Below are 22,607 nucleotides of genomic sequence, written 5' to 3'. Positions count from 1 at the left end.
ATTGTCATGACTTCATATCAATCGGTTCAAACGAAACAAACCTCGGCATCTGGCCAAGCGCACATTATTCAAAATGATGCTGAAGCTTTAGAAATTGCCAAACAGTTTGCTGAGCAATTTAAAAAAACCGCAGTTGAGCGAGACTCTAAACGAATTTTACCGTATACCGAAATTGATGCATTGAGCCAGTCTGGTCTTTGGGCAATTACAGTGCCAAAGCAATATGGTGGTGCCGAAGTTTCAAGTCATACAGTTGCTAAAGTGATTGCACTTTTAAGTGGTGCAGATGGCTCAATCGGACAAATTCCACAAAACCATTTCTATGCCTTAGAAGTATTGCGCAATACAGGCACAGAAGCTCAAAAACAACGTTTATACAGCGAAGTTTTAAATGGCACTCGTTTTGGTAATGCACTTGCCGAGTTTAAAACCAAAACTTCAACTCACAAACAAACCAATATCCGTCCTCACGAAAATGGGTATTTGATTCAAGGTGAAAAGTTTTACTGCACAGGAAGTTTATTTGCTCACCGTATTCCAACCTTAGTTTTAGACGATGCGGGTCGAGAGTATCTAGCCTTTGTAAAAAGTGGTTCACAAGGATTAAAACTTGTTGATGACTGGTCTGGCTTTGGGCAAAAAACCACAGGCAGCGGCACAGTTAAATTTGATCAGGTTTTTGTCGATGCAGATGATGTTATTCCTTTTGATACTGCATTTTTACAACCAACCTTAGTGGGCCCTTTTGCGCAAATTATGCATGCATCAATTGAGGTAGGCATTGCACGTGCCGCCTTTGAAGAAAGTTTGCAAAGAGTTCATCAAGCCCGCCCATGGATTGATTCAAATGTAGAAACTGCAAACCAAGATCCTTTAACGATTTATGAGCTAGGACGCATTGCTGTCGATGTACGAGCAAGTGAAGTGTTATTAAAACAAGCAGCTCAATCAATTGATGCCGCAAAAATTGAAACCACACCTGAAAGTATTGCAAAAGCTTCGATTGATGTGGCCAAAGTACGTGCTCATAGTAGTGATACGGCGCTAAAAGCTTCGTCTAAGCTGATTGAACTTGCTGGTAGCCGTGGTAGTCAGTCACAAGATGGCCTAGATCGTTTCTGGCGTAATGCGCGAGTACATACCTTACATGATGCCGCACGATGGAAATATTACTTTATTGGGAACTATGTGCTTAACGGTGTGCTTCCACCTCGTCGGGGGACATTGTAATGGCAGATTTCAAAGCGAAAGAGATTTTACTCAATGCCTTTGACATGAACTGTGTTGGTCATATCAATCATGGCTTATGGACACATCCACGTGATGAATCACACCGCTTTAATGAACTCAGTTATTGGACAGAACAAGCCAAGACCTTAGAAAGTGGTTTATTTGATGGTTTATTTATTGCGGACATTACAGGTGTGTATGACGTCTATCAAAATGGTATTGATCTGACTTTAAAAGAGTCCATTCAGCTTCCGAGCCATGACCCATCTACACTCATTTCAGCTATGGCAGCAGTCACTCAAAACTTAAGTTTTGGGGTCACTGTGAACTTAAGCTATGAGCATCCATATCAATTTGCCCGCCGCTTTGCGAGTCTCGACCATTTAACTCAAGGTCGTATTGGCTGGAATATCGTGACAGGTTATCTAGATAGTGCGGAACGCTTAATTGGTCAAAAAGGTTTAAAAGACCACGATGCTCGCTATGAACAAGCTGAAGAATTTTTAGAGCTTTGCTATAAATATTGGGAAGGTTCATGGGAAAACGACGCCGTTAAAAAAGATAAAGCACGGCGTGTTTTTACAGATCCATCTAAAGTTCACACCATTCACCACCACGGAAAATATTACCAAAGCGAAGGTGTGTTTCAGGTGTCTCCTTCTGTGCAACGTACCCCAACACTGTTTCAAGCAGGTGCTTCACCCAAAGGTATGCAGTTTGCGACTCGTCATGCTGAGTGTGTATTTATTGGCGGCGACAAACCCGAAAAAATACGCGAACAAGTGAAAAAGATTCGTGCTCTTGCAGAACAGCAAGGCCGTTCAGCGGATGATATTAAAGTCTTTGTCGGTATAACCGTTGTTGTTGCCGAAACACATGATCTCGCTGTACAGAAACTTAATGAATATCGTCAATATGCAAGTCCTGAAGCAGGCTTAGCGCATTACGCGAGTTCAACTGGTATCGACTTAAGTAAATTTGCCGACGATGAAGCGATTCCTTACCAAAAAAGTAACAGTATTGTTTCGATTACCGAAAAATTTAAAGAGCAACAAATCACGAAAAATGACTTAAAAGCTCAGCATGTTTTAGGTGGTCGTTATCCCCTCATCGTGGGTAGTGGCGAAGAAGTTGCTGAATACTTAATTCATCTTTTAGATGAAACAGATATTGATGGCTTTAATTTGACACGTACAGTTGCACCAGAGTCTCACGACGACTTTATTCGCTTGGTTATACCTGAGCTACAACAGCGTGGTCGCTATAAAACTGCATATAAAACGGGTTCACTGCGGAACAAAATTTTTAATCGGGGTGATCAATTACCAAAACAACACCCTGTTCAAGCGTACCGATGTAGTCCCTATAACAACAGCAAAAACTTAACAACAATTGAAGAAATAACCGCTTAAATTTGGAGATAGACATGGCTCAAACAGCCTCTAAAAAATGGCTAGGCATCGGCTTAGTCGTTGTAGTCCTTGTTGTTGCTTTATTCTTTTGGAATAAACATCGCCAAAGTGGCTCAAATGAACTTGTGATTGGTATTAGCCCACCATTTGCAAAAACTTTACAAGCTGCTGCCGATGAAGCAAAGAAACAGGGTTTAAATGTAAAACTGGTCGAATTTTCTGACTGGAATACACCAAACATTACTTTAAATCATGGGGATATTGATGCGAACTTTTTCCAGCACCAACCTTTCCTAGACAATGCAATTAAAGAAACAGGCTTTAAATTAAAGGCATTTGCAGTGGGTGCAGCATCACATGTGGGACTTTATTCAAAGAAATATAAAAGCCTTGATGAATTGCCACAAAACGCACGTGTAGTCATTCCAAATGATCCAGTCAATCAAGGTCGTGCCCTGCTACTCTTACAGCAAGCTAAATTAATTACGCTTAAAGATTCAAATAATCATTTATCTGCACTAAAAGATGTAGTTTCAAATCCTAAAAATTTGCAATTCATCGAAGTTGAAGGGCCACAGACTGCTCGTGCAATTGATGATGTTGACTTGGCTTTTGGCTATCCGCATTACCTACGCTTAGCAAAAACAGCTGACCCTGAAAGTGCACTTTTACTTGATGACAATACCAATAAACGTTATGCAATTTTATTTGTAGTGCGTGATGACTACCAAGATAAGGGAGACAAATTGAAGAAATTTGTTGAGATCTATCAAAACTCGCCAAAAGTTAAAGCTGTGTTAGACGCTGAAATTGGGCCAAAACTTTGGTTCCCTGGCTGGAAGTAATAACGGAAAGATTATGGCGATTCAGTTCAAACAGCATAAACCTTGGTTACTCGGAATTACGATTTTAATCGTAGTTCTGGGCCTCGTCGGTTACCGTTATATTAAAAATAAACAAGCCGATGATGTTTTAACGATCGGCATTAGCCCGCCTTATGCTGAGCTATTACAAAGCGTTGCCAATGAAGTAGAAAAGCAAGGCGTTCATGTCAAACTCGTTGAATTTTCTGATTGGCGAGCACCCAATGTTGCCGTACAAAACGGTGATATTGATGCAAACTTTTTCCAGCAAAGCGTATTTCTACGTAATGCTGTTAAAGAAACGGGTTATGACTTACACGCATTTGGTGTGGGTTCAGGAAGTCATGTGGGTTTATATTCAAAAAAATATAAATCACTTGAAGACTTACCTTCAAAAGCACGTGTAGCTATTCCAAACGATCCGGTCAATTTAGCCCGTGCTTTAACTTTATTGCACCGTGCAGGCTTAATTCAGCTTAAAGATATAAATAATGAGCTTTCAACCACTCAAGACATTATTGCTAATCCTAAACAGTTGAGCTTCGTTGAAGTTGAAGGCCCACAGACAGCACATGCCTATAACGATGTCGATTTAATTTTCGGCTTCCCCCACTACTTAAAAATGGCAAAGGTAACCGATCCACATAGCGCATTATTTTTAGATCCAATCGATAAAAAATATGCAATTTTGTTTGTGACCCGTCGCGATTACCAAGACAAAAACCAAAAACTTGCAACCTTTGTTAAAGCATTCCAGAACTCAAAACAAGCACAAGACATTCTGGATAAAGACTTTGGTAAAGGTATGTGGTTTCAAGGCTGGAAATAAGGAGAATGATGATGGTGAGTTTTGGATCGCAAGTTGATTTTTCTCTACCCCATATCAAAATTCGCGGTTTAAATAAGTTTTACCAATCGCAAGGTCAAAAACTGCATGCTTTAAAAGAGATTAACCTTGATATTCCTCAAGGTAAGATTTTAGGCATTATTGGTAAAAGTGGTGCAGGAAAATCTTCCCTACTCCGCACTTTAAATGGCTTAGAACAAGTTAATACAGGCAGTATTCATATTCATCAACAAAATATTGCTGAATTGAGCCATGCTGAACTCATTCAAACCCGTCAACGAATTGGAATGATTTTTCAACATTTCAATTTAATGTCTGCAAAAACGGTTTGGGAAAATGTGGCATTGCCTTTAAAAGTTTCCAATTACAACAAAGTAGATATCGATCAACGTGTAAATGAAGTTCTGGCACTCGTAGGTCTTGCAGATAAGTCTGGCTACTACCCATCGCAACTTTCAGGCGGACAAAAGCAACGTGTCGGTATTGCACGCGCACTTGTTCACCATCCTGAAATTTTACTGTGTGATGAAGCCACCTCGGCACTTGACCCTGAAAGTACCGCCACTATTTTGGCTTTACTTAAAAAGATTAATCAGGAGCTGGGTCTTACTATTGTATTAATTACTCACGAAATGCAGGTTATTCGAGAAATTTGTGATCAAGTGGTGGTGATTGATCAAGGTGAGATAGTAGAGGCTGGACAAGTTTGGTCTGTATTTTCACGACCAGAACAACAAATTACTCAAGAATTGTTAAACCTTGAGCAAATTACCCTGCCTTTTAAAATCAGTCCTCTACCCGATGAAGATTCGACTCATATTATTGTAAAACTGAAATATGAGGCTGAAGCACATCAGGTTCCCGATATTCAAGAATTACTTGCCAAATTTAAAGCGCCCGTCAATTTATATCAAAGTCAGGTCGATACCATTCAAGGGCACATTATTGGTTCACTTTTAGTCGGTATTCCTAACGTAGAAATTGATATTTCATCTATACGACAAGATGCATTAACTGCAATTGCACAATTTGAGGTACTTGGCTATGCACGACCAGCTCATTGATTTATTAATTACTGGAACTGTAGATACCTTACTCATGGTAGGTGCATCTGCATTTATTGCTTTTTTAATTGGCTTACCGATTGCTGTTGTTTTAGTCAGTACTTCTGAGCACGGCATTCATCCGTCACAAAAGATTAATCAGGCTTTAGGTTGGGTCATCAACATTACTCGCTCTGTACCCTTTCTTATTTTAATGGTTGCGCTTATTCCGCTTACTCGCTGGATTGTCGGGACAAGTTATGGGGTTTGGGCAGCGGTTGTTCCCTTAACTATTGCAGCAATTCCCTTTTTTGCGCGTATTGCAGAAGTCAGTTTACGTGAAGTCGACCAAGGCTTAATTGAAGCTGCACAAGCCATGGGTTGTAACCGTAAACAAATTATTTGGCATGTACTTTTACCAGAGGCTTTGCCAGGTATTGTGGCGGGTTTTACCGTGACTATTGTGACTATGATTAACTCCTCTGCAATTGCCGGTGCTATTGGTGCAGGTGGATTAGGAGATATTGCTTATCGTTATGGTTATCAACGTTTTGATATGCAAATTATGGTGGCTGTCATTTTAGTCTTAATTGTTTTAGTCATGTTGGTACAAGCGACTGGCGATGCATTAGCCCAGCAACTTGATAAACGTAAAGTTTAAACGCAATACAACCCTGCTCTAGCCATGACTTTGTCATGGCTTTCATGTAAAATCAGCAACAATTTTTAATTTACACATTTGTGAGTGGTTTTCATGGGTTTTAATTGCGGTATTGTTGGTCTGCCAAACGTAGGGAAATCTACCCTTTTCAATGCATTAACGAAAGCAGCGATTGCAGCGGAAAACTTCCCTTTCTGTACCATTGAACCAAACACAGGTATTGTTCCTGTACCAGATCCACGTTTAGACAAACTTGCTGCGATTGTTAAACCACAGCGTATTTTGCCAACTACAATGGAATTTGTGGACATTGCAGGTCTTGTTGCTGGTGCATCAAAAGGTGAAGGCTTAGGTAACCAATTCCTTGCTAACATCCGTGAAACTGATGCAATCGCTCATGTTGTACGTTGTTTCGAAGACGAAAACGTAATTCACGTAAATGGTAAAATTGATCCATTAGACGACATCGCAACTATTAATACTGAACTTGCGCTTGCCGATCTTGAAACTGTTGCTAAAGCAATTTTACGTTTAACTAAAGTTGCTAAAGGCGGTGACAAAGAAGCTGTAGCAACTAAAGCAGTTTTAGAAAAAATCCAACCTTTACTTGACGAAGGTAAACCAGCGCGCGCGGCTGATTTGTCTGATGATGAACGTAAATTAGTTCGTGGTTTTGGTTTAATGACTTTAAAACCAACGATGTATATTGCAAACGTTGCAGAAGATGGTTTTGAAAACAACCCACACTTAGACGCAGTTAAAAAACTTGCGGCTGAAGAAAACGCAATTGTTGTTCCTCTTTGCAACCAAATCGAAGCTGAAATTTCATTATTAGAAGATGAAGATCGTGCTGAGTTTTTAGAAGCAATGGGCATGGAAGAACCAGGCTTAAATGTGGTTATTCGTGCAGGTTATGCGCTTTTAGGTTTACAGACTTATTTCACTGCTGGTGTACAAGAAGTTCGTGCATGGACAGTAAAAGTTGGCGCAACCGCTCCTCAAGCAGCTGGTGTGATTCATACTGACTTCGAAAAAGGCTTTATCCGTGCTGAAGTTGTTGCATACGATGACTTTGTACAATACAACGGTGAAAACGGCGCTAAAGAAGCTGGTAAATGGCGTTTAGAAGGTAAAACTTACGTTGTTCAAGATGGCGATGTAATGCACTTCCGTTTTAACGTATAAGTTAAAGCTAAAAAAGCCCCATCATGTTGGGGCTTTTTTACATTTAATGATTAACATCCATCGCCTCTCGTTTACTGCGCGCCTCTTGTAAAATACGTGCATGCAAAGGCTTTCTAAAACCTAGCATAAATATAAATTCTGCCAATACAAATAACGGCCCTATCGCAAGTCCAATCACATCATCAACAAAAGCCGGTTTTTTCTTTTCAAAATAATGTCCCACAAACTGAAAGACCCAACCGACAACAAAGAAGCCAATACTTGCTGCTAACCATTCTCCTAAAGACAATTGAGCAATTTGGCTCGCCAGTGGATACACAGCAGCTAAAAGAACGAGCATGATTAAGCCAAATACTTTATCTAAAATAAAATAATAGATCGTACTAGCTGCAATCAGGACTATGGCTAAAGTCAGTTTAAAACTACCAATATCGACTCCAGCTCTTACGGTTAAACATAAAATTGAAAACACGATCAGCGGAATACCAATAAAATGCGTCAATATATTTTTATGATTTAAATGATAAGCCGCATATTTGCTAAGCTCTTGCTCCAGATTTGACATGAGTTATTCCCTATTCACTTACATATAGTCATACTGTACATATAAGGAAAACGTAAAGTTGTCAGCTATTTGACAAAGTAATGAATTTTTTCATGGATGACCGAATATTGGACCTAATTTATATTAATCGACTAAAAGAAAACACATGGTTTAGTGTGCTTCCAGAAGCATTCCAAAACTTTATTTTAGAACATGGCAAACAAATCACCTTTGAGAAAAATAGCTATGTTTTCCATGCTCAAGATCTATTTGATGGCATTTATACTGTACTTGAAGGCTCAATTAGTTTGGGTTATGTCGACGTAAATGGTAATGAAGCACTTTCTGCAATTGCTGAGCCGATTATGTGGTTTGGTGAAATATCTTTAATTGATCATGAACCGCGCTCACATGATGCGATTGCCTTGAAAAAAAGCACAGTACTACATATTCCAGCGAAGCCTTTAAATGAGCTACTCAAGGACAATCCATATTATTGGTACTATTTTGCACGTTTAACCAGTCAAAAACTCAGGTACGTTTTCTTAGAACAGATTGCTATCCAAACATGTAGTATTTCTCAAAGGCTGGCTCAGCGCCTTCTATTCATTTTAGAAGGATATGGGAATCATATTCTTATTCAAGATCATCACATACATATTTCTCAAGAACAGTTGGCAAATATGCTGACTACATCTAGACAGACAATCAATCATGAGCTGAGCCTGCTCGAAAAACAGAAAATCATCAGAATTGCTTTTAGAAAAATTGAGATTCTAGATATTGAGAAATTGAAAGTAGTTGCTCAAGCGCAATCCTAATTTTTTAAAAGCGGCTAAATAATAAAAACTTAAAATTAAAAAAAAAATAGATAACACTGCAAATCAAAACATTGTTCAAACTCTATTTCCACAAAATAAATGTGTTAAAGCAGATATTTTCACCCTACACTCAAGCTGAGCAATAATACTCAACAAGGCGCTGATTAACATGAAAAAATTATCAACAATTCTTACAGCAGGCGTATTGGCTATGTTAAGTGTTTCGGCATTTGCATGTCCAAAAGGAACTCAACTACAAGGCGGTACAGGACCGAATCACAAAGGTGGAAAATGTGTAGCGGTACATGGAAAAGCTACCGCTCAAAAAGCCAAGAAAGAGGTAACTAAAACTAAACAGGATGTTAAAAAAGACTTAAGCACTCAAAAACATGATGCAATGACCAGCGCGACTCATGCTCAACATGAATCACAGCAAATGACTCATCAAATGAAACAAGATGCTGTGAAGACTGCAAACACCGCTAAAGCTGCCACAAAACCGTAATTCACATTCACTCATTATCGTTTAAAAGCAAAAAAAGCGAGATTGATCATCTCGCTTTTTTACATTCATTAGTTTTATTTTGGCGAAGTATTTCCAAGATTTGGCGTATCGATCGCATCCTTACATTGAGCCTTATCTCGCTCATAGTCCGCTTGTTTTTGAGCAACTGAACTATTGTTTTCTAGCGTTTCGCGTGCCCATATATCTAAACTTGTCAGAGCCTTACGACAGAGTGCATATTTCCCTTCTGTCACCGAATCCGTCATTTTTACATTAATGCGCCAGTCTGTACTCAATTGACGTAAAGGTTTACGAACTTTGTCATCAATTTGGCTGAGTTGTTTTTCATAAACTAAATGCTCAACCGTGTTAATTAATGCCCATGCTTTTTGAGCATAAACAGTTGCATCATTGGTTAGTTTCGGTGCTGGCTTAATTTCTACTTTTTTTTCTGCACCTTGATTACCATTATCACAGCCCTGCAATGTAAAAATACCTGCACTCATCATGGCGATATAAACTAAACGAATCTTTGCCTTGAACATATCAAACTGCCGATTAAACATTTCGGCACTATGCTATTAAATTCGGCTACAATACTCAATCTTTCAAGTATTTTTATCATTTGGTTTATTGCCAAGGTGTATTGTGTCCGAACAACAATTGATGCCTGCCCAAACAGCAACTTTTTGGCAAGGCGCCAAAGATAGCCAAGCTATCGTACTCACCTATTTACCCGTTTCTTTTGCCTTTGGCGTTTCTGCATCGCAGTTTGGTTTTACACCATGGGAAGCTTTTTTTCTATCTTGTTCAATGTATGCTGGCGCTAGCCAATTTTTGGTTGTCGCTCTTTTGGCTAGCGGTTCATCCATCTGGCTAACAGCATTAACAGTTATAGCACTAGATATTCGCCATGTCCTTTATGGACCTGCTCTATACAACCTGATTCCAAACAAATTAAATCTTAAGAAAACTGCAGTATGGGCTTGGGGCTTAACGGATGAAGTTTTTGCCAGTGGAATGATCCAACTTTCACAGCGCAAACAACAATGGTCCGAGTCTTGGATGCTTGGCCTAAGTCTATTTAGTTGGATGGCTTGGGCAAGTGGTTCTTTGTTAGGTGGATTATTTGCCGATCAAGTTGCTCATTTACCAAAGTTTTTACAAGCAGCTTTAGACTTCTTATTACCTGCTTTATTTTTAAGTTTTTTATTAGCCGCATTTGAACGAAAGCATAGCCTTGTTGTTGCTGTATCTTTAGTAGTTTCAGCTTTGGCGTGTTATTGGATTAACTTATCAGCGGCTATCTTTATAGGTATTTTTTCAGGCATTTTAGCTGGTCTATTTAAACATTATGTGCTGAAACAGCATGATGAGGTTGAGGCTTAATATGAACCTAGAAATTATTCTGGTCGGCATTATTGTAGGCATAGCCAATTTTGCTTCACGCTTTGGACCTTTTTTTGTAATACAAAAATTACAGGGTTCGCAGCAAAGACGCGGCTCAATCTGGATAAAAATTGCTTTGGGAAGTATTGGAATATCTGCAATTAGTGCCATGCTTGTAGTTGCTACTCTTCCACCTCTCCTTGAAAATCCCAATAAGAGTTTCGCAATGCTTATCGGTTTTTTAGTTTTAGCAGGTCTTTATTTTAAATTTAAGAAAATCGTACCAGCAACTTTAACTGCCGCAATTGTTTATGGTCTGATCTATACTTATTTACCTTCATAAATAGATAAACTTATCTTCCTTATATAAAATAAAATCTGGCCAGAAGTGTTTAAGATTGAAACTTCAGGCCTGAAAAATCTAATTTTTGAATTTGAATTGATTAAAAAGATAACCTTAGCTACTTAATAGAGATAAAAATGTCACAAGTTAAAATTTATGCAAATGAACAAACCATTATGCAGTACCGAGAATTACTTTCTCATGCAATCCATCAGGCGCTTATTGAAGAATTGAAATATCCTGTTGAGAAAAGATTTCAACGTTTTATTAGCCTTAAACCAGGAAATTTCATTTACCCTTCTGACAGAAGCCAGCATTACATTATTATTGAACTTTCAATGTTTGCAGGCCGCAGTGCAGCCACTAAAAAGCAGCTTATCCAAACTTTATTTCGTAATATTCAAGAACAATGTAGAATTTCTCCACAAGACATTGAAATTACTATTTTTGAAACACCTAAAGAAAATTGGGGCATCCGTGGTAAAAATGCGGATGAATTGCTTTTAAACTATCAGGTTAATATCTAAAAACCACTTTTTTAATTGTCCGACAAAATTACTTTTTTTATGCATGATAAGGCTTAACTCCACCATAAGTTCTGCTATGCTTAAAAAAATAATTTTGTCAGGATGATTCGCATGAGCGTGACACTCGGTACCCCACTTCAATCTTCTGCATTTAAAGTTTTATTGTTAGGTTCAGGAGAGCTTGGCAAAGAAGTTGTAATTTCCTTACAACGCCTTGGTGTAGAAGTACATGCAGCCGACCGTTATGATCATGCACCAGCAATGCAAGTTGCACATTTTTCTTATGTGTTAAACATGGCAGATCCTGCCCAATTAAAACAACTCATCGAGAAAATTAAACCAAATTTAATTGTTCCAGAAATTGAAGCAATTGCGACAGAAGTTTTACTTGAAATTGAAGCGAGCAAAACAGCAACTGTCATCCCTTCTGCTAAAGCTGTAAACCTCACAATGAACCGTGAAGGCATCCGCCGTCTTGCGGCTGAAGAACTTGGCCTACCTACTTCTGCTTATCGTTTTGCTGATACGCTCGAAAGCTTCCGCGCCGCTTGCGATGACATTGGTTATCCAAACTTTGTAAAACCAGTCATGTCATCTTCAGGTAAAGGTCAGTCTCGTGTAAAAAGTTTCGATGAAGTCGATGCAGCTTGGGAATATGCGATGCAAGGTGGCCGTGTTAACCAAGGCACGGTTATTATTGAATCTCAAATTGATTTTGATTTTGAAATTACATTACTTACCGTTCGCGCTAAAAACCCTGAAACTGGTGAAATCGAAACTCATTACTGTGACCCAATTGGTCACCGCCAAGATGCCGGGGATTATGTAGAAAGCTGGCAACCTCAACCAATGACGGCGGCGGCACTCGAAGAAGCAAAACGTATTGCAAATAAAGTGACAACTGCACTTGGTGGCTGTGGTATTTTTGGTGTAGAACTGTTTATTAAAGGCGACAAGGTTTGGTTTAGTGAAGTCTCACCTCGCCCACACGATACAGGACTCGTAACTTTAGCATCTCAATTTCAAAGTGAATTTGAACTGCATGCACGTGCAATTTTAGGTTTACCTGTAAACACAGCACGCCACAGTGTTGCAGCAAGTGCAGTAATTTATGCTGGAGTTGATGCCAGCAATTTAAGTTATAGCAATCTCAATGTAGCTTTAACACACCCAGACACCGATTTACGCCTGTTTGGCAAACCAGAAGGTTTCAAACGTCGTCGTATGGGTGTAGCAACCGCTCGTGCTGAAAATACTGATCTTGCTCGTACTTTAGCGAAAGAAACCGCTGATCAAGTAAGCGTTCAAACAAACTCTTAATTTTTACTTATTGGTAGACCCATTTTCATGATCAATATATCGCCATTGTTGAACTATGTCTCAAGTCATCATGATATTAAAGCCATTAATCAATGGCGAACGGATGTAGAAAAGCAGTTGCAAGATTCATATGAAAATGGGCAATCTATTCGTGAAATCATTAAAGCCCGTTCAGATTTAGTAGATGAAGCACTGATCTTTTTATGGAAACATGCTGAACTCGATCAAACAGAACTGGGCCTTTTTGCTGTAGGCGGTTATGGGCGCCGTGAAATGTTGCCCTATTCCGATGTCGATATCATGATCCTATCGGAGCATGAAATTAATGAAGAAAACGAAAAACGTATCTCTACATTTATTTCTTCTTTATGGGACGTTGGAAACTTTAAACCTGGCATTAGTGTTCGCACGATTCAAAGCTGTGTTGAACAGGCCGCTACCGATTTAACCGTTGCAACAACTTTAATTGAGGCGCGGTTAATTACTGGCAATAGTCAGCTTGCGAAATGGCCTCGCCGTATTGTTTCGCAGACATGGACAGATAAAACATTTTATGACGCAAAAATGGCCGAACAAGCCAAGCGTTACCATCAACACAACAATACTGAAAGTAATTTAGAACCCGACATTAAAAATGCACCGGGCGGTATCCGTGACATTAACCAAATTGGCTGGATTGCCAAACGTCACTTTCGCGTAAACCGTATTTATGACTTAGTGCATTTAGGTTTCATTTCAGAGTTTGAATTGGCAGTTTTAGAAGAAGCTGAAAGTTTTCTTTGGGAAATTCGACATCATTTACACCGTTTAGCTAAACGTGATGAAAATCGTTTACTCTTTGACCATCAAAGGGAAATTGCCGCTAAATTTGGATATGTTCGTCAAGAAGGCCAACCTGTAAATTATGGTGTTGAGCAGTTCATGAAACGCTACTACCGTACGGCGCAGCAAGTTTCAACACTCAATGAAATGTTGCTTGCGTATTTTAGCGAGTCAGTGATTACTCCTCGACTGCCCAACTATGAACGCAAAATTGAAGTTGTTAACGATCACTTTAAAATTGTCGATAATAAACTTGCCGTACAACATCACAAAATATTCGCAGAGCATCCAAGCGCGATTTTAGAGTTGTTCTATATTTTAGCCAATCGACCGGATATTGAAGGAATCCGCGCTCGAACTTTACGCTTACTTATTCTTGCTGCGAAACGAATCAACCAAAGTTATCGTGATAATCCAGAGCATCAAGCACTGTTTATGTCGATTATTCGCTCACCATATCGTTTATACGATACCTTGGTTGCGATGAAACGATATGGTGTTTTAGGAAACTATATTCCTGCTTTTGGCCAAATTATGGGCCTTATGCAATATGACCTATTCCATATCTATACGGTCGATGCTCATACATTATTATTGCTGCGTAATTTAAATCGTTTTAGAGAACCTGAATTTGCCAAAGAATTCCCTGTAGTAAGTTCAGTTTTCCAACGTCTTGCTCGTCAAGATATTGTGTTCATTGCTGCTTTATTCCATGACATCGCAAAAGGTCGCGGTGGTGACCACAGCGAACTCGGCGCAGAAGACGCGATTGAGTTTGGCCGTGCACATGGCTTTACAGAGCGTGAATGCAAATTAATTGCATGGCTTATTCAAAACCATTTGCTCATGTCACTCACAGCTCAGAAAAAAGATATTTCTGATCCTGATGTCGTGAAAGATTTCGCTGAAAAACTGGGCGATATGGAGCATCTTGATTATCTATATACCTTAACGGTTGCCGATATTAACGCGACAAATCCAAAACTATGGAACACATGGCGCGCTTCTCTCATGCGTCAACTTTATACGCACGCTCGTGATGTAATCCGTACAGGTTTAGGCCGTCCTGTTGACTACCAAATGCTGATTGAAGACACCAAGTTTGCAGCAAGTGAATTGCTGGTAAATAACTTCGCATTGGCAGATGTCGAAAAAGTATGGCAAGAACTAGGTGATGAATACTTCATTAAAGAATCGGCGGATGAAATTGCGTGGCATACACAAGCAATTTTAAAACACGGTGATAATCCAGAGCCATTAGTCCTCTTGCGTGCTCACCGTAAAGCAGCTCAAGATGCGGTGCAAATCTTTATTTATACTCGCGATCAACCTAACCTATTTGCCACCACTGTTGCCGTTTTAGACCGAATGAACTTAGACGTTCAGGACGCAAAAATTATCACGGCAAGTACAGCATTTAGCTTAGACACTTATGTTGTACTTGATCGTTTCGGGACATTGCTTACCGACCCAGAACGTGAAGAAACCGTTAAAAATGCATTAGTGAAAGCCCTTAGCCAACCAGACCAATATCCGGGACTCATGCAACGTCGTATTCCACGTCAATTACGTCATTTCGATATTGAAAATACAGTCGACGTAACATTAAATGAAGCCTTACAGCAAAATATGGTCGAAATTTCAACACTCGATCACCCCGGCCTACTTGCACGTGTGGGTGGTTTATTTATGATGCAAGGTTTAGACATCCATTCAGCCCGAATCGCAACTTTAGGTGAACGTGCCGAAGATATTTTCTTTGTCACCAAAAAAGATGGAAAACCGCTGAATAACGAAGAGGTCAAACTCTTCTCGGAAAAACTGAAAGCTGCATTAGATGAAGCATCTAATCAAATTTGTCAGCACTGAAACTCAACTACTTGGTAACTGTTTAATGAACTCTAGCTTGTCGTTATTACACCCGTATCCATTTGAAAAGTTAAACCAACTTTTTAAGGATACTACTCCTGCTAACCTTCCCTTGATTCCTCTATCAATTGGCGAACCTAAGCATCCAGCACCAGAGTTTGTTAAACAGGCTATTATTGATAACTTTAACCATTTATCAACTTATCCAAACAGCAAAGGCTTACCAGAGCTTCGCCAAAGCATTGCAGATTGGTTAACTAAGCGCTTTAAACTTAACAGCATTAGTGCTGAAAACCACATCTTGCCTGTCTCTGGTACACGTGAAGGCATTTTCTCTTTTGTACAGGCATTAATTAATCGTGAAGATGCACCTTATGTGGTGATGCCGAACCCGTTTTATCAAATTTATGAAGGTGCGGCTTTACTTGCAGGTGCAAAGCCATACTTCATTAATTGCACGGAAGAAAATGGCTATTTAGGTGATTTTGATGCAGTACCAGCAGAAGTTTGGGAAAAGACAGCCCTACTTTTTGTATGTACACCGGGTAACCCAACAGGTACTGTGCTTTCTAAAGAACAATTTAAAAAGCTAATTGCCTTATCTGATCAATATAATTTTGTTATTGCTTCTGATGAATGCTATTCAGAGCTTTGGTTTGATCAAGCACCTACTGGCCTATTAGAAGTTTGTGCTGAGCTCGGACGTGATGACTACAAAAACTGTATCGTATTTCATTCACTTTCAAAGCGTTCAAACTTACCGGGTTTGCGCTCAGGTTTTGTAGCGGGTGATGCCGATCTGTTAAAGCCATATTTGCAATACCGCACCTATCACGGCGCTGCAATGCCAGTACAACACCAGCTTGCTTCAATCGCAGCGTGGAACGATGAAAACCATGTTGAAGAAAACCGTAAGCAATATCGTGCAAAGTTTGATTTATTCCAATCTGAGCTAGGTCATCTCCTCCCATTACAAAAACCTGATGCCGGTTTTTATTACTGGTTAAAAGTTGATAATGATGAAACTTTTGCCAAGATGCTGATAGAAAAAGCACACATTAAAGTTTTACCGGGTCGTTATCTATCTCGTGATACCAAACAAGGTAACCCTGGTGCCAATCATGTGCGTATGGCTTTAGTAGCAGATTTGGCACAATGTGAAGAAGTTGTTAAACGTTTAAAAGCGATTCTTTAAACCCAGTAAAATTGCATAGCCTTCAGTTTTATTTAGAAGGCTATGCGATCTGCTTTAACTATAGGCAACTAATAACACTGCGAAAAAAATGAAAGCCAGACTGGAGCAATAATATATTCCTCTAGCAGAGCGTTTAATCTGTGCTAATACACGCTCTTGACGCAATAAACGAACTAATAATAAATTCCACCCGAAAACCACTCCTGTCATCCATATACTCATTAGTAATTTTTGAAATAAGCTAAATTCCTGTTGAATAAGTAGCATTAAACTACTATAAAACATAATATTTTTAGGATTAAGAAGACTGGATTGCAAACCCAGAGCCAAGCTTTTAGCTTTACTCTTATAACTAGACTCTTGTTCAAACAAACTATTTTCAGCAACAGTAATATTTAAGTTTGTTCCTTGAGTGGCTCTAAAACAGAGAAAACTCAAATAAGCTAAATATCCAGCCCCCAGCCATTTAAGTACTAAAAGAATCATTGTACTTAAATTGCCAAGCACCATAAGTCCAAATATACACACCATTAAGATAACAGCATTACCCAAAGTAATTCCCAGAATAACGCCATAGGTATAACGCACTCCTTTTTGCAAAAGACTGGTCAAAATAAGAAAAAAATCTGGACCTGGAGATAGTAGTGCTAAAAAGTGAGTAACGGCGATAACCCAAAAAACTTCCATAACGATTTCATCTTTAAAATTGTATGGAGTAGCTTAAAAATAGAGAAAAATAATTTCTTGTAAATTATTGCGCGGCTGCAAGTTGAAACTGTCGAGGAGTAATTCCCGTATGTGCTTTAAAAGCTTTATGAAAATGGCTTTGATCACTAAAGCCTAAATTGACAGCTAGCTCTGCGAGTGAAATCCCTTGCTTTAATTGAGCTCTGGCTTGATTAATCTTTAAATTAATTTGAAATGCATGTGGAGTTAAACCAACATTGGCCTTGAATAAACGAATGATTGCATATCGACTAAGACCAACCTGCTCTGCAAGCTCTTCAAGAGAAATAAATCGTTCTGACGATTTAATAATATGAATTAAGTCCAAAAAATCTTCATACAAATATTCAGTTTTTTGTACTTCTTCTAATACGAAATGAGGAAGTAACAGCTGGGTAAGGCAATAGATCAGCGACTGTTCTTTTTCAATAATTAATTTTTCAGGATCAAATAAAGTTTCATTCATATCAGAAAAAGCCTGATATAAAGTTTCTTCTTTTATTATGAGCGGCTTATGCTGAGGCAGATGCAAATCCAGACCATGTTCTCGAAATTCTGAATACAGCTGATTTAACCACCTTATGTCCAAATGTAGCATTTGGTAACTCCAAGCTTGATCCGGCAAAGGGTTACATGAATGCTCAATATGTGCTGGTACAATCACCAAAGTACCAGCATCAATCTTTTGGGGCGTACCAAATGAACTATGAAAAACGCTATTCCCCTCGTCTATAGCCCCGATAGAAAACGTTGGATGACTATGAGACTTATAACACGTTCGGCTAAAACAGGATCTTCTGGTTTCAACATACGGCATTCGCCCATCTTGCCAAAACTCAAAAGCTTGAGGAATAGCGTTCATTTAAACGATTAACTCGCTAATGCTTTTTCAATATCAGCTTCTAAAGCTTCTGGCTTAGTCGTAGGTGCATAGCGATTTAAAACAGCACCATCTTTGCCTACCAAGAATTTGGTAAAGTTCCATTTAATGCTACTACTACCTAAAATACCTTTAGCTTCACGTGTTAAATATCTAAAAATCACATGGGCTTCTGGGCCTTTTACATCAACTTTAGCAAACATGGGAAATTTCACCCCATAGTTACGCTGACAGAAGCTACCAATTTCTTTATTGCTTCCTGGATCTTGCCCACCAAACTGGTTGCAGGGAAAACCTAAAACTTCTAATCCTTGATCTTTATATTTTTCATAAAGTTTTTCGAGGCCAGCAAATTGTGGTGTAAAACCACATTTACTGGCAGTGTTTACAATTAGTAAAACTTTACCTTTATAATCAGCTAATTGCTTAACTTCACCCTCTAACAGCTCAGCTTCAAACTGATAAATATTACTCATGGATAGGTTTCCTCATCATTTTTTTCTTCTGTTTTCAGTTGTAATGATGCCGAGTTTACACAGTAGCGCAAACCAGTCGGCTGTGGTCCATCTTCAAATACATGCCCTAAATGAGCTTCGCAATCATGACAAACTATTTCAGTTCTGACCATACCATGCGTTAAATCTTCATGTTCATCAATAACAGCACCATTGATCGGACGGAAGAAACTTGGCCAACCGCAACCGCTATCATATTTGGTATCTGATGAGAACAACTCTGCGCCGCAGCAACGGCAAACATAGGTACCATGTTGCTTAGTATTCCAGTATTGCCCCGTAAATGCAGGTTCAGTGCCTTTTTGTCGTGTAATCCGATACTCTTCTGGTGATAACTCTCTTTGCCATTCCCGGTCTGTTTTATTGACTTTTCCCATGACATACACCTTTTATTCTGAAGTAAACATTTCTGATGATCGAGTTTTATATTTACGCCATTCATCACAAAAACACTAGTCTCTGAACGTAAAATTTGTTGGAATTTAAACATATAAAGAACAAAAAGCAAAAAGTAAGCAAAATACAAAATCGAAAGTAAGCAAATTTATTACTAATCTTCTTTAAAGCAAGCAAACATAGTGCTATTCTAAGTGCGCACGGTTGTATAGGACAGAACATGTCTCAGAAAAAAAGTGTGGTTTTCCAACAACTACTACCAATTATCAAACAATATCAACAATCGGGTTTTACCCATGAAAAAATTGTTGAACTATTGAAAGATCAACATGATCTAAATTTGGTAACAGTTAAAACATTCAAAAGTTATTTATACCGATATGCAAAAGTGAATTCCGTTATGTCTAAAAATACTGCTACCATCCATTCCATGCCATCTACTCGAGAAATCAAAAAATCATCGAAGCTTGAGCATGTTTGTTATGACATCCGTGGGCCAGTTTTACGAGCCGCCAATGAAATGGAAGAGCAAGGACATAAAATCATTAAGCTGAATATCGGCAATCCTGCTCCTTTTGGATTTGAAGCACCACAAGAAATTATTAATGATGTTGCTTTAAACTTACCAAACGCAATTGGTTATGTTGACTCAAAAGGTATCTTCCCTGCTCGCAAAGCAATTTGTCAGTATTACCAGCAAAAAGGCATTCTCAATATGCATGTCAATGACGTGTATATTGGTAATGGCGTATCTGAACTCATCGTAATGGCTATGCAAGGCCTATTAGATGATGGAGACGAAATGCTGATTCCAATGCCGGATTATCCGCTTTGGACAGCAGCAGTTAATCTTTCAGGCGGCACAGCAATTCATTATAAATGTGATGAAGAAAATAGCTGGTACCCAGATATTGCTGATATTGAAAGTAAGATTACTCCGAATACTCGCGGTATTGTCATCATTAACCCGAACAACCCTACGGGTTCGGTATATCCACGCCACATTCTTGAACAGATTGTAGCGATTGCAAAAAAATATGATCTAATTTTATTTGCTGATGAAATTTATGACAAAATTATTTATGACGGGATTGAACATGTTTCAGTAGCGTCATTAGCCGGCGACCAGCTTTGTGTATCTTTTAATGGTTTATCAAAAGCTTATCGTATTGCAGGCTTCCGTTCAGGTTGGATGGCAATTACGGGTGATAAAAGCCGGGCTGCCGACTATATCGAAGGATTAGACATGTTGGCGTCAATGCGCCTATGTGCAAACGTTCAAGCTCAATATGCGATTCAAACTGCCCTAGGCGGTTATCAATCAATTAATGACTTGATCCGTCCTGGTGGCCGTTTATATGAACAGCGTAATATTGCGTGGGAAATGCTTAATGAAATTCCAGGCGTAAGTTGTGTAAAACCAGATGGAGCAATGTACTGTTTCCCGCGCCTTGACCCGAACATCTACCCAATTGAAGATGATGAAAAGTTAATGCTTGATTTGCTACGTGCAGAAAAAGTTTTATTGGTGCAAGGTACAGGCTTTAACTGGCCAACACCTGATCATTTCCGCGTGGTTTTCTTACCTGCTGAAAATGAATTACGTGAAGCAATTACCCGTCTAGGTCGTTTCTTAGCCAATCGCCGTTAAAAAAATGCATAACAAAAAAGGCATCTCTAAATAGGTGCCTTTTTTATAATTCTATTTTTTTCATTTTTATAAAAGAAGAATCTTCTAACCACATAACAATTTTATCAACACAAAATAAATTATTGTATTTAAATTATTTTTATAAATTTTATAATTCTTTTAACTTTAAAAATTAGTTAATTTTTTGATTTATATATTTTTTACCATACGTTTAAAATCACTTGATTTTCTTCAATCTACTTAACCTTTATTATGCAAAAAATGCATGGATCAATATTTTTTTGCATTTCACACCGCTTCAAAATCGAGCAACAATCCATCTCCATAACAACATCGCCATATTCGATTCGGTTAAAACAGATACAGATCTAGGAAGATAACATCGTTAGAACAACCGAACTGAACTAACAAGGAAAGCTTTCAATCATTCAAATCCCATCAAAGGATGATTGAATCAAATGGATAGAGGTTCATATGAAGCAAAAGAAATTGCTAAAGTATATTGTTGTTGCTATTTTACTTGGCATACTGACAGGTTGGATTTGTCACCACTTCTTTAATGAGGGTGAACAATTGAAGCAAATCGCTTCTTATCTCAACATACCTACAGATATCTTTTTACGCCTTATCAAAATGATTATTGCTCCATTGGTATTTGCCACTATTGTTTCAGGCATTGTATCAATGGGGAAATCGACATCAATCGGCAGTATCACCCTTAAATCAATGACTTGGTTTATTACTGCTTCGTTCGTATCGCTTGCTATCGGTATGGGTCTGGCAAACTTTTTCCAACCAGGTGCAGCTTTAGATTTAGTATTACCAACTGCGCAACAATTGAGTAGCTCTTCTGCTCCAGCGACTACAGGCTTCACTCTACAATCATTTTTAAGCCATGTTTTCCCACGCAGTATTGCCGAAGCAATGGCAAATAACGATATTTTGCAAGTCCTTGTTTTCTCTATTTTCTTTGGCTCAGCCCTTGCTTTTGTAAATCAAGGCAAAGAAAAAGATTCAGTTATCATTCGTTTGACTGATGAACTCAGCAAAATCATGTTCCGTATTACTGATTACGTCATGATGTTTGCACCTGTTGCAGTATTTGCAGCAATCGCTTCAGCAATTACAGTACAAGGTTTAGGCTTGATTGTTGACTATGGCATTTTAATCGCAGAGTTTTACTTCGGTCTTTTATTACTGTGGATCATCTTATTCTCTGTAGGTGCAATCGTACTTAAAAAAGATATTTTCCGCTTAGGTAAATTAATTCGTGAACCTGTAACGCTTGCTTTTGCTACAGCTTCAAGTGAATCAGCCTATCCTAAAGTTATGGATGCACTAAATAAATTTGGTGTGCCTAAAAAAGTAACGAGCTTTGTATTACCTTTAGGTTATTCATTCAACCTTGATGGTTCAATGATGTACACCACGTTTGCAGTGCTCTTTATTGCTCAGGCCTACAATATTGATCTTAGTTTCACTCAACAAATCTTAATTTTGTTAACTCTAATGGTAACAAGTAAAGGTATTGCAGGTGTTTCTCGAGCTTCTATTGTAGTTATTTCAGCGACGCTCACTATGTTCCACTTACCTGAAGCTGGCATCCTTTTATTGCTCGGTATCGATCAGTTCCTTGATATGGGCCGTACCGCAACAAACGTAGTAGGTAACAGTATTGCTACCGCAGTTGTTGCCAAGCTTGAAGGCGATAAAGTGGCCGATACTGAAGAACTACCAGAGCCAGTATTAATTAAATCAACTCAAGAACAAACGACCGCATAAGTTTCTCTTTTCTCCCACTCTCCCAACTTAAGAGCAATTTTATATGACCTTATAAAATTGCTCTTTTTTTATTTTAAAATT

At 38.7% G+C, this 22,607-nt stretch carries 23 protein-coding genes; 17 read left to right on the top strand and 6 right to left on the bottom strand.

The window, feature by feature from the left end:
- Positions 1 to 6 precede the first annotated feature (6 nt).
- The 7 genes from B806_RS0114585 to ychF all read left to right on the top strand — a co-directional run bounded on the left by B806_RS0114585 (position 7) and on the right by ychF (position 7,241).
- Positions 7 to 1,230, top strand: a complete 1,224-nt coding sequence (locus B806_RS0114585; protein ID WP_017386779.1) for an SfnB family sulfur acquisition oxidoreductase — start codon at positions 7 to 9, stop codon at positions 1,228 to 1,230.
- Complete coding sequence (locus B806_RS0114580; protein WP_017403192.1) at positions 1,230 to 2,642, top strand: LLM class flavin-dependent oxidoreductase; 1,413 nt, start codon at positions 1,230 to 1,232, stop codon at positions 2,640 to 2,642. The genes B806_RS0114585 and B806_RS0114580 overlap by 1 nt, the downstream gene beginning before the upstream one ends.
- A 14-nt stretch (positions 2,643 to 2,656) precedes the next feature.
- Positions 2,657 to 3,487, top strand: a complete 831-nt coding sequence (locus tag B806_RS0114575) for a MetQ/NlpA family ABC transporter substrate-binding protein (RefSeq protein WP_017386777.1) — start codon at positions 2,657 to 2,659, stop codon at positions 3,485 to 3,487.
- Between the two features lie 13 nt (positions 3,488 to 3,500).
- Positions 3,501 to 4,334 (top strand): MetQ/NlpA family ABC transporter substrate-binding protein, encoded by an 834-nt coding sequence (locus tag B806_RS0114570; protein WP_017403191.1) that lies wholly within the window; start codon positions 3,501 to 3,503, stop codon positions 4,332 to 4,334.
- Between the two features lie 5 nt (positions 4,335 to 4,339).
- On the top strand, positions 4,340 to 5,416 hold the full coding sequence (locus B806_RS0114565) for an ATP-binding cassette domain-containing protein (protein WP_079381101.1): 1,077 nt from the start codon (positions 4,340 to 4,342) through the stop codon (positions 5,414 to 5,416).
- Positions 5,397 to 6,056, top strand: a complete 660-nt coding sequence (locus tag B806_RS0114560; RefSeq protein ID WP_017386774.1) for a methionine ABC transporter permease — start codon at positions 5,397 to 5,399, stop codon at positions 6,054 to 6,056. Before B806_RS0114565 ends, B806_RS0114560 begins: the two co-directional genes overlap by 20 nt.
- Positions 6,057 to 6,149: 93 nt before the next feature.
- Complete coding sequence (gene ychF, locus B806_RS0114555; RefSeq protein WP_004642544.1) at positions 6,150 to 7,241, top strand: redox-regulated ATPase YchF; 1,092 nt, start codon at positions 6,150 to 6,152, stop codon at positions 7,239 to 7,241.
- Between the two features lie 43 nt (positions 7,242 to 7,284).
- Here the strand turns inward: ychF and B806_RS0114550 are convergent, their stop codons facing one another.
- Positions 7,285 to 7,806 carry an Mpo1-like protein gene (locus tag B806_RS0114550; RefSeq protein ID WP_017403189.1) on the bottom strand — a complete coding sequence of 174 codons (522 nt, stop codon included), beginning with the start codon at positions 7,804 to 7,806 and terminating at the stop codon, positions 7,285 to 7,287.
- A 92-nt stretch (positions 7,807 to 7,898) separates the two neighbouring features.
- Here B806_RS0114550 and B806_RS0114545 point away from each other — a divergent pair, with 92 nt between their 5' ends.
- The gene (locus B806_RS0114545) at positions 7,899 to 8,606 is read left to right on the top strand and encodes a Crp/Fnr family transcriptional regulator (RefSeq protein WP_005076396.1); all 708 of its coding nucleotides are present in this window, start codon (positions 7,899 to 7,901) and stop codon (positions 8,604 to 8,606) included.
- Positions 8,607 to 8,775: 169 nt separating this feature from the next.
- A complete protein-coding gene (locus B806_RS0114540; protein ID WP_005076398.1) occupies positions 8,776 to 9,111 on the top strand; it encodes a hypothetical protein in 336 nt (111 codons plus the stop codon).
- Positions 9,112 to 9,185: 74 nt separating this feature from the next.
- On the opposite strand, the gene B806_RS0114535 is transcribed toward B806_RS0114540, so the two are convergent.
- Positions 9,186 to 9,656 carry a hypothetical protein gene (locus tag B806_RS0114535; protein ID WP_025466018.1) on the bottom strand — a complete coding sequence of 157 codons (471 nt, stop codon included), beginning with the start codon at positions 9,654 to 9,656 and terminating at the stop codon, positions 9,186 to 9,188.
- Between the two features lie 121 nt (positions 9,657 to 9,777).
- On the opposite strand from B806_RS0114535, the gene B806_RS0114530 reads away from it, so the two are divergent.
- The 6 genes from B806_RS0114530 to dapC all read left to right on the top strand — a co-directional run bounded on the left by B806_RS0114530 (position 9,778) and on the right by dapC (position 16,576).
- The gene (locus B806_RS0114530) at positions 9,778 to 10,500 is read left to right on the top strand and encodes an AzlC family ABC transporter permease (RefSeq protein WP_001111398.1); all 723 of its coding nucleotides are present in this window, start codon (positions 9,778 to 9,780) and stop codon (positions 10,498 to 10,500) included.
- A 1-nt stretch (position 10,501) separates the two neighbouring features.
- Positions 10,502 to 10,843 (top strand): L-valine transporter subunit YgaH, encoded by a 342-nt coding sequence (gene ygaH, locus B806_RS0114525; protein WP_017403188.1) that lies wholly within the window; start codon positions 10,502 to 10,504, stop codon positions 10,841 to 10,843.
- Between the two features lie 137 nt (positions 10,844 to 10,980).
- Positions 10,981 to 11,370, top strand: coding sequence for a tautomerase family protein (locus B806_RS0114520; protein WP_017386770.1), 390 nt, complete (start codon positions 10,981 to 10,983; stop codon positions 11,368 to 11,370).
- 102 nt (positions 11,371 to 11,472) lie between these two features.
- On the top strand, positions 11,473 to 12,690 hold the full coding sequence (purT, locus tag B806_RS0114515; protein WP_079381102.1) for a formate-dependent phosphoribosylglycinamide formyltransferase: 1,218 nt from the start codon (positions 11,473 to 11,475) through the stop codon (positions 12,688 to 12,690).
- Positions 12,691 to 12,717: 27 nt separating this feature from the next.
- A complete protein-coding gene (gene glnD / locus B806_RS0114510; protein WP_000608324.1) occupies positions 12,718 to 15,381 on the top strand; it encodes a [protein-PII] uridylyltransferase in 2,664 nt (887 codons plus the stop codon).
- 25 nt (positions 15,382 to 15,406) lie between these two features.
- Positions 15,407 to 16,576, top strand: coding sequence for a succinyldiaminopimelate transaminase (gene dapC / locus B806_RS0114505; protein WP_025466017.1), 1,170 nt, complete (start codon positions 15,407 to 15,409; stop codon positions 16,574 to 16,576).
- Positions 16,577 to 16,630: 54 nt separating this feature from the next.
- Here the strand turns inward: dapC and B806_RS0114500 are convergent, their stop codons facing one another.
- The 4 genes from B806_RS0114500 to msrB all read right to left on the bottom strand — a co-directional run bounded on the left by B806_RS0114500 (position 16,631) and on the right by msrB (position 19,074).
- A complete protein-coding gene (locus B806_RS0114500; RefSeq protein ID WP_017386767.1) occupies positions 16,631 to 17,263 on the bottom strand; it encodes a LysE family translocator in 633 nt (210 codons plus the stop codon).
- Between the two features lie 64 nt (positions 17,264 to 17,327).
- Positions 17,328 to 18,164, bottom strand: a complete 837-nt coding sequence (locus tag B806_RS0114495) for an AraC family transcriptional regulator (RefSeq protein WP_017386766.1) — start codon at positions 18,162 to 18,164, stop codon at positions 17,328 to 17,330.
- 8 nt (positions 18,165 to 18,172) lie between these two features.
- On the bottom strand, positions 18,173 to 18,658 hold the full coding sequence (locus B806_RS0114490; protein WP_002114194.1) for a glutathione peroxidase: 486 nt from the start codon (positions 18,656 to 18,658) through the stop codon (positions 18,173 to 18,175).
- The gene (msrB, locus tag B806_RS0114485) at positions 18,655 to 19,074 is read right to left on the bottom strand and encodes a peptide-methionine (R)-S-oxide reductase MsrB (protein ID WP_002114184.1); all 420 of its coding nucleotides are present in this window, start codon (positions 19,072 to 19,074) and stop codon (positions 18,655 to 18,657) included. Before msrB ends, B806_RS0114490 begins: the two co-directional genes overlap by 4 nt.
- A gap of 239 nt (positions 19,075 to 19,313) precedes the next feature.
- Between msrB and B806_RS0114480 the strand changes: the two genes are divergently transcribed.
- The gene (locus B806_RS0114480) at positions 19,314 to 20,744 is read left to right on the top strand and encodes a pyridoxal phosphate-dependent aminotransferase (protein WP_017403187.1); all 1,431 of its coding nucleotides are present in this window, start codon (positions 19,314 to 19,316) and stop codon (positions 20,742 to 20,744) included.
- Between the two features lie 474 nt (positions 20,745 to 21,218).
- Positions 21,219 to 22,526, top strand: coding sequence for a dicarboxylate/amino acid:cation symporter (locus tag B806_RS0114475; RefSeq protein ID WP_002114420.1), 1,308 nt, complete (start codon positions 21,219 to 21,221; stop codon positions 22,524 to 22,526).
- The last annotated feature ends 81 nt before the right edge of the window (positions 22,527 to 22,607 follow it).

Origin of the sequence: Acinetobacter sp. TG2027, assembly GCF_000302435.1 — a bacterium.
In the GTDB taxonomy this organism is placed as follows: Bacteria; Pseudomonadota; Gammaproteobacteria; order Pseudomonadales; family Moraxellaceae; genus Acinetobacter; species Acinetobacter pittii.
This window is presented reverse-complemented; position numbering and strand designations above follow the sequence as displayed.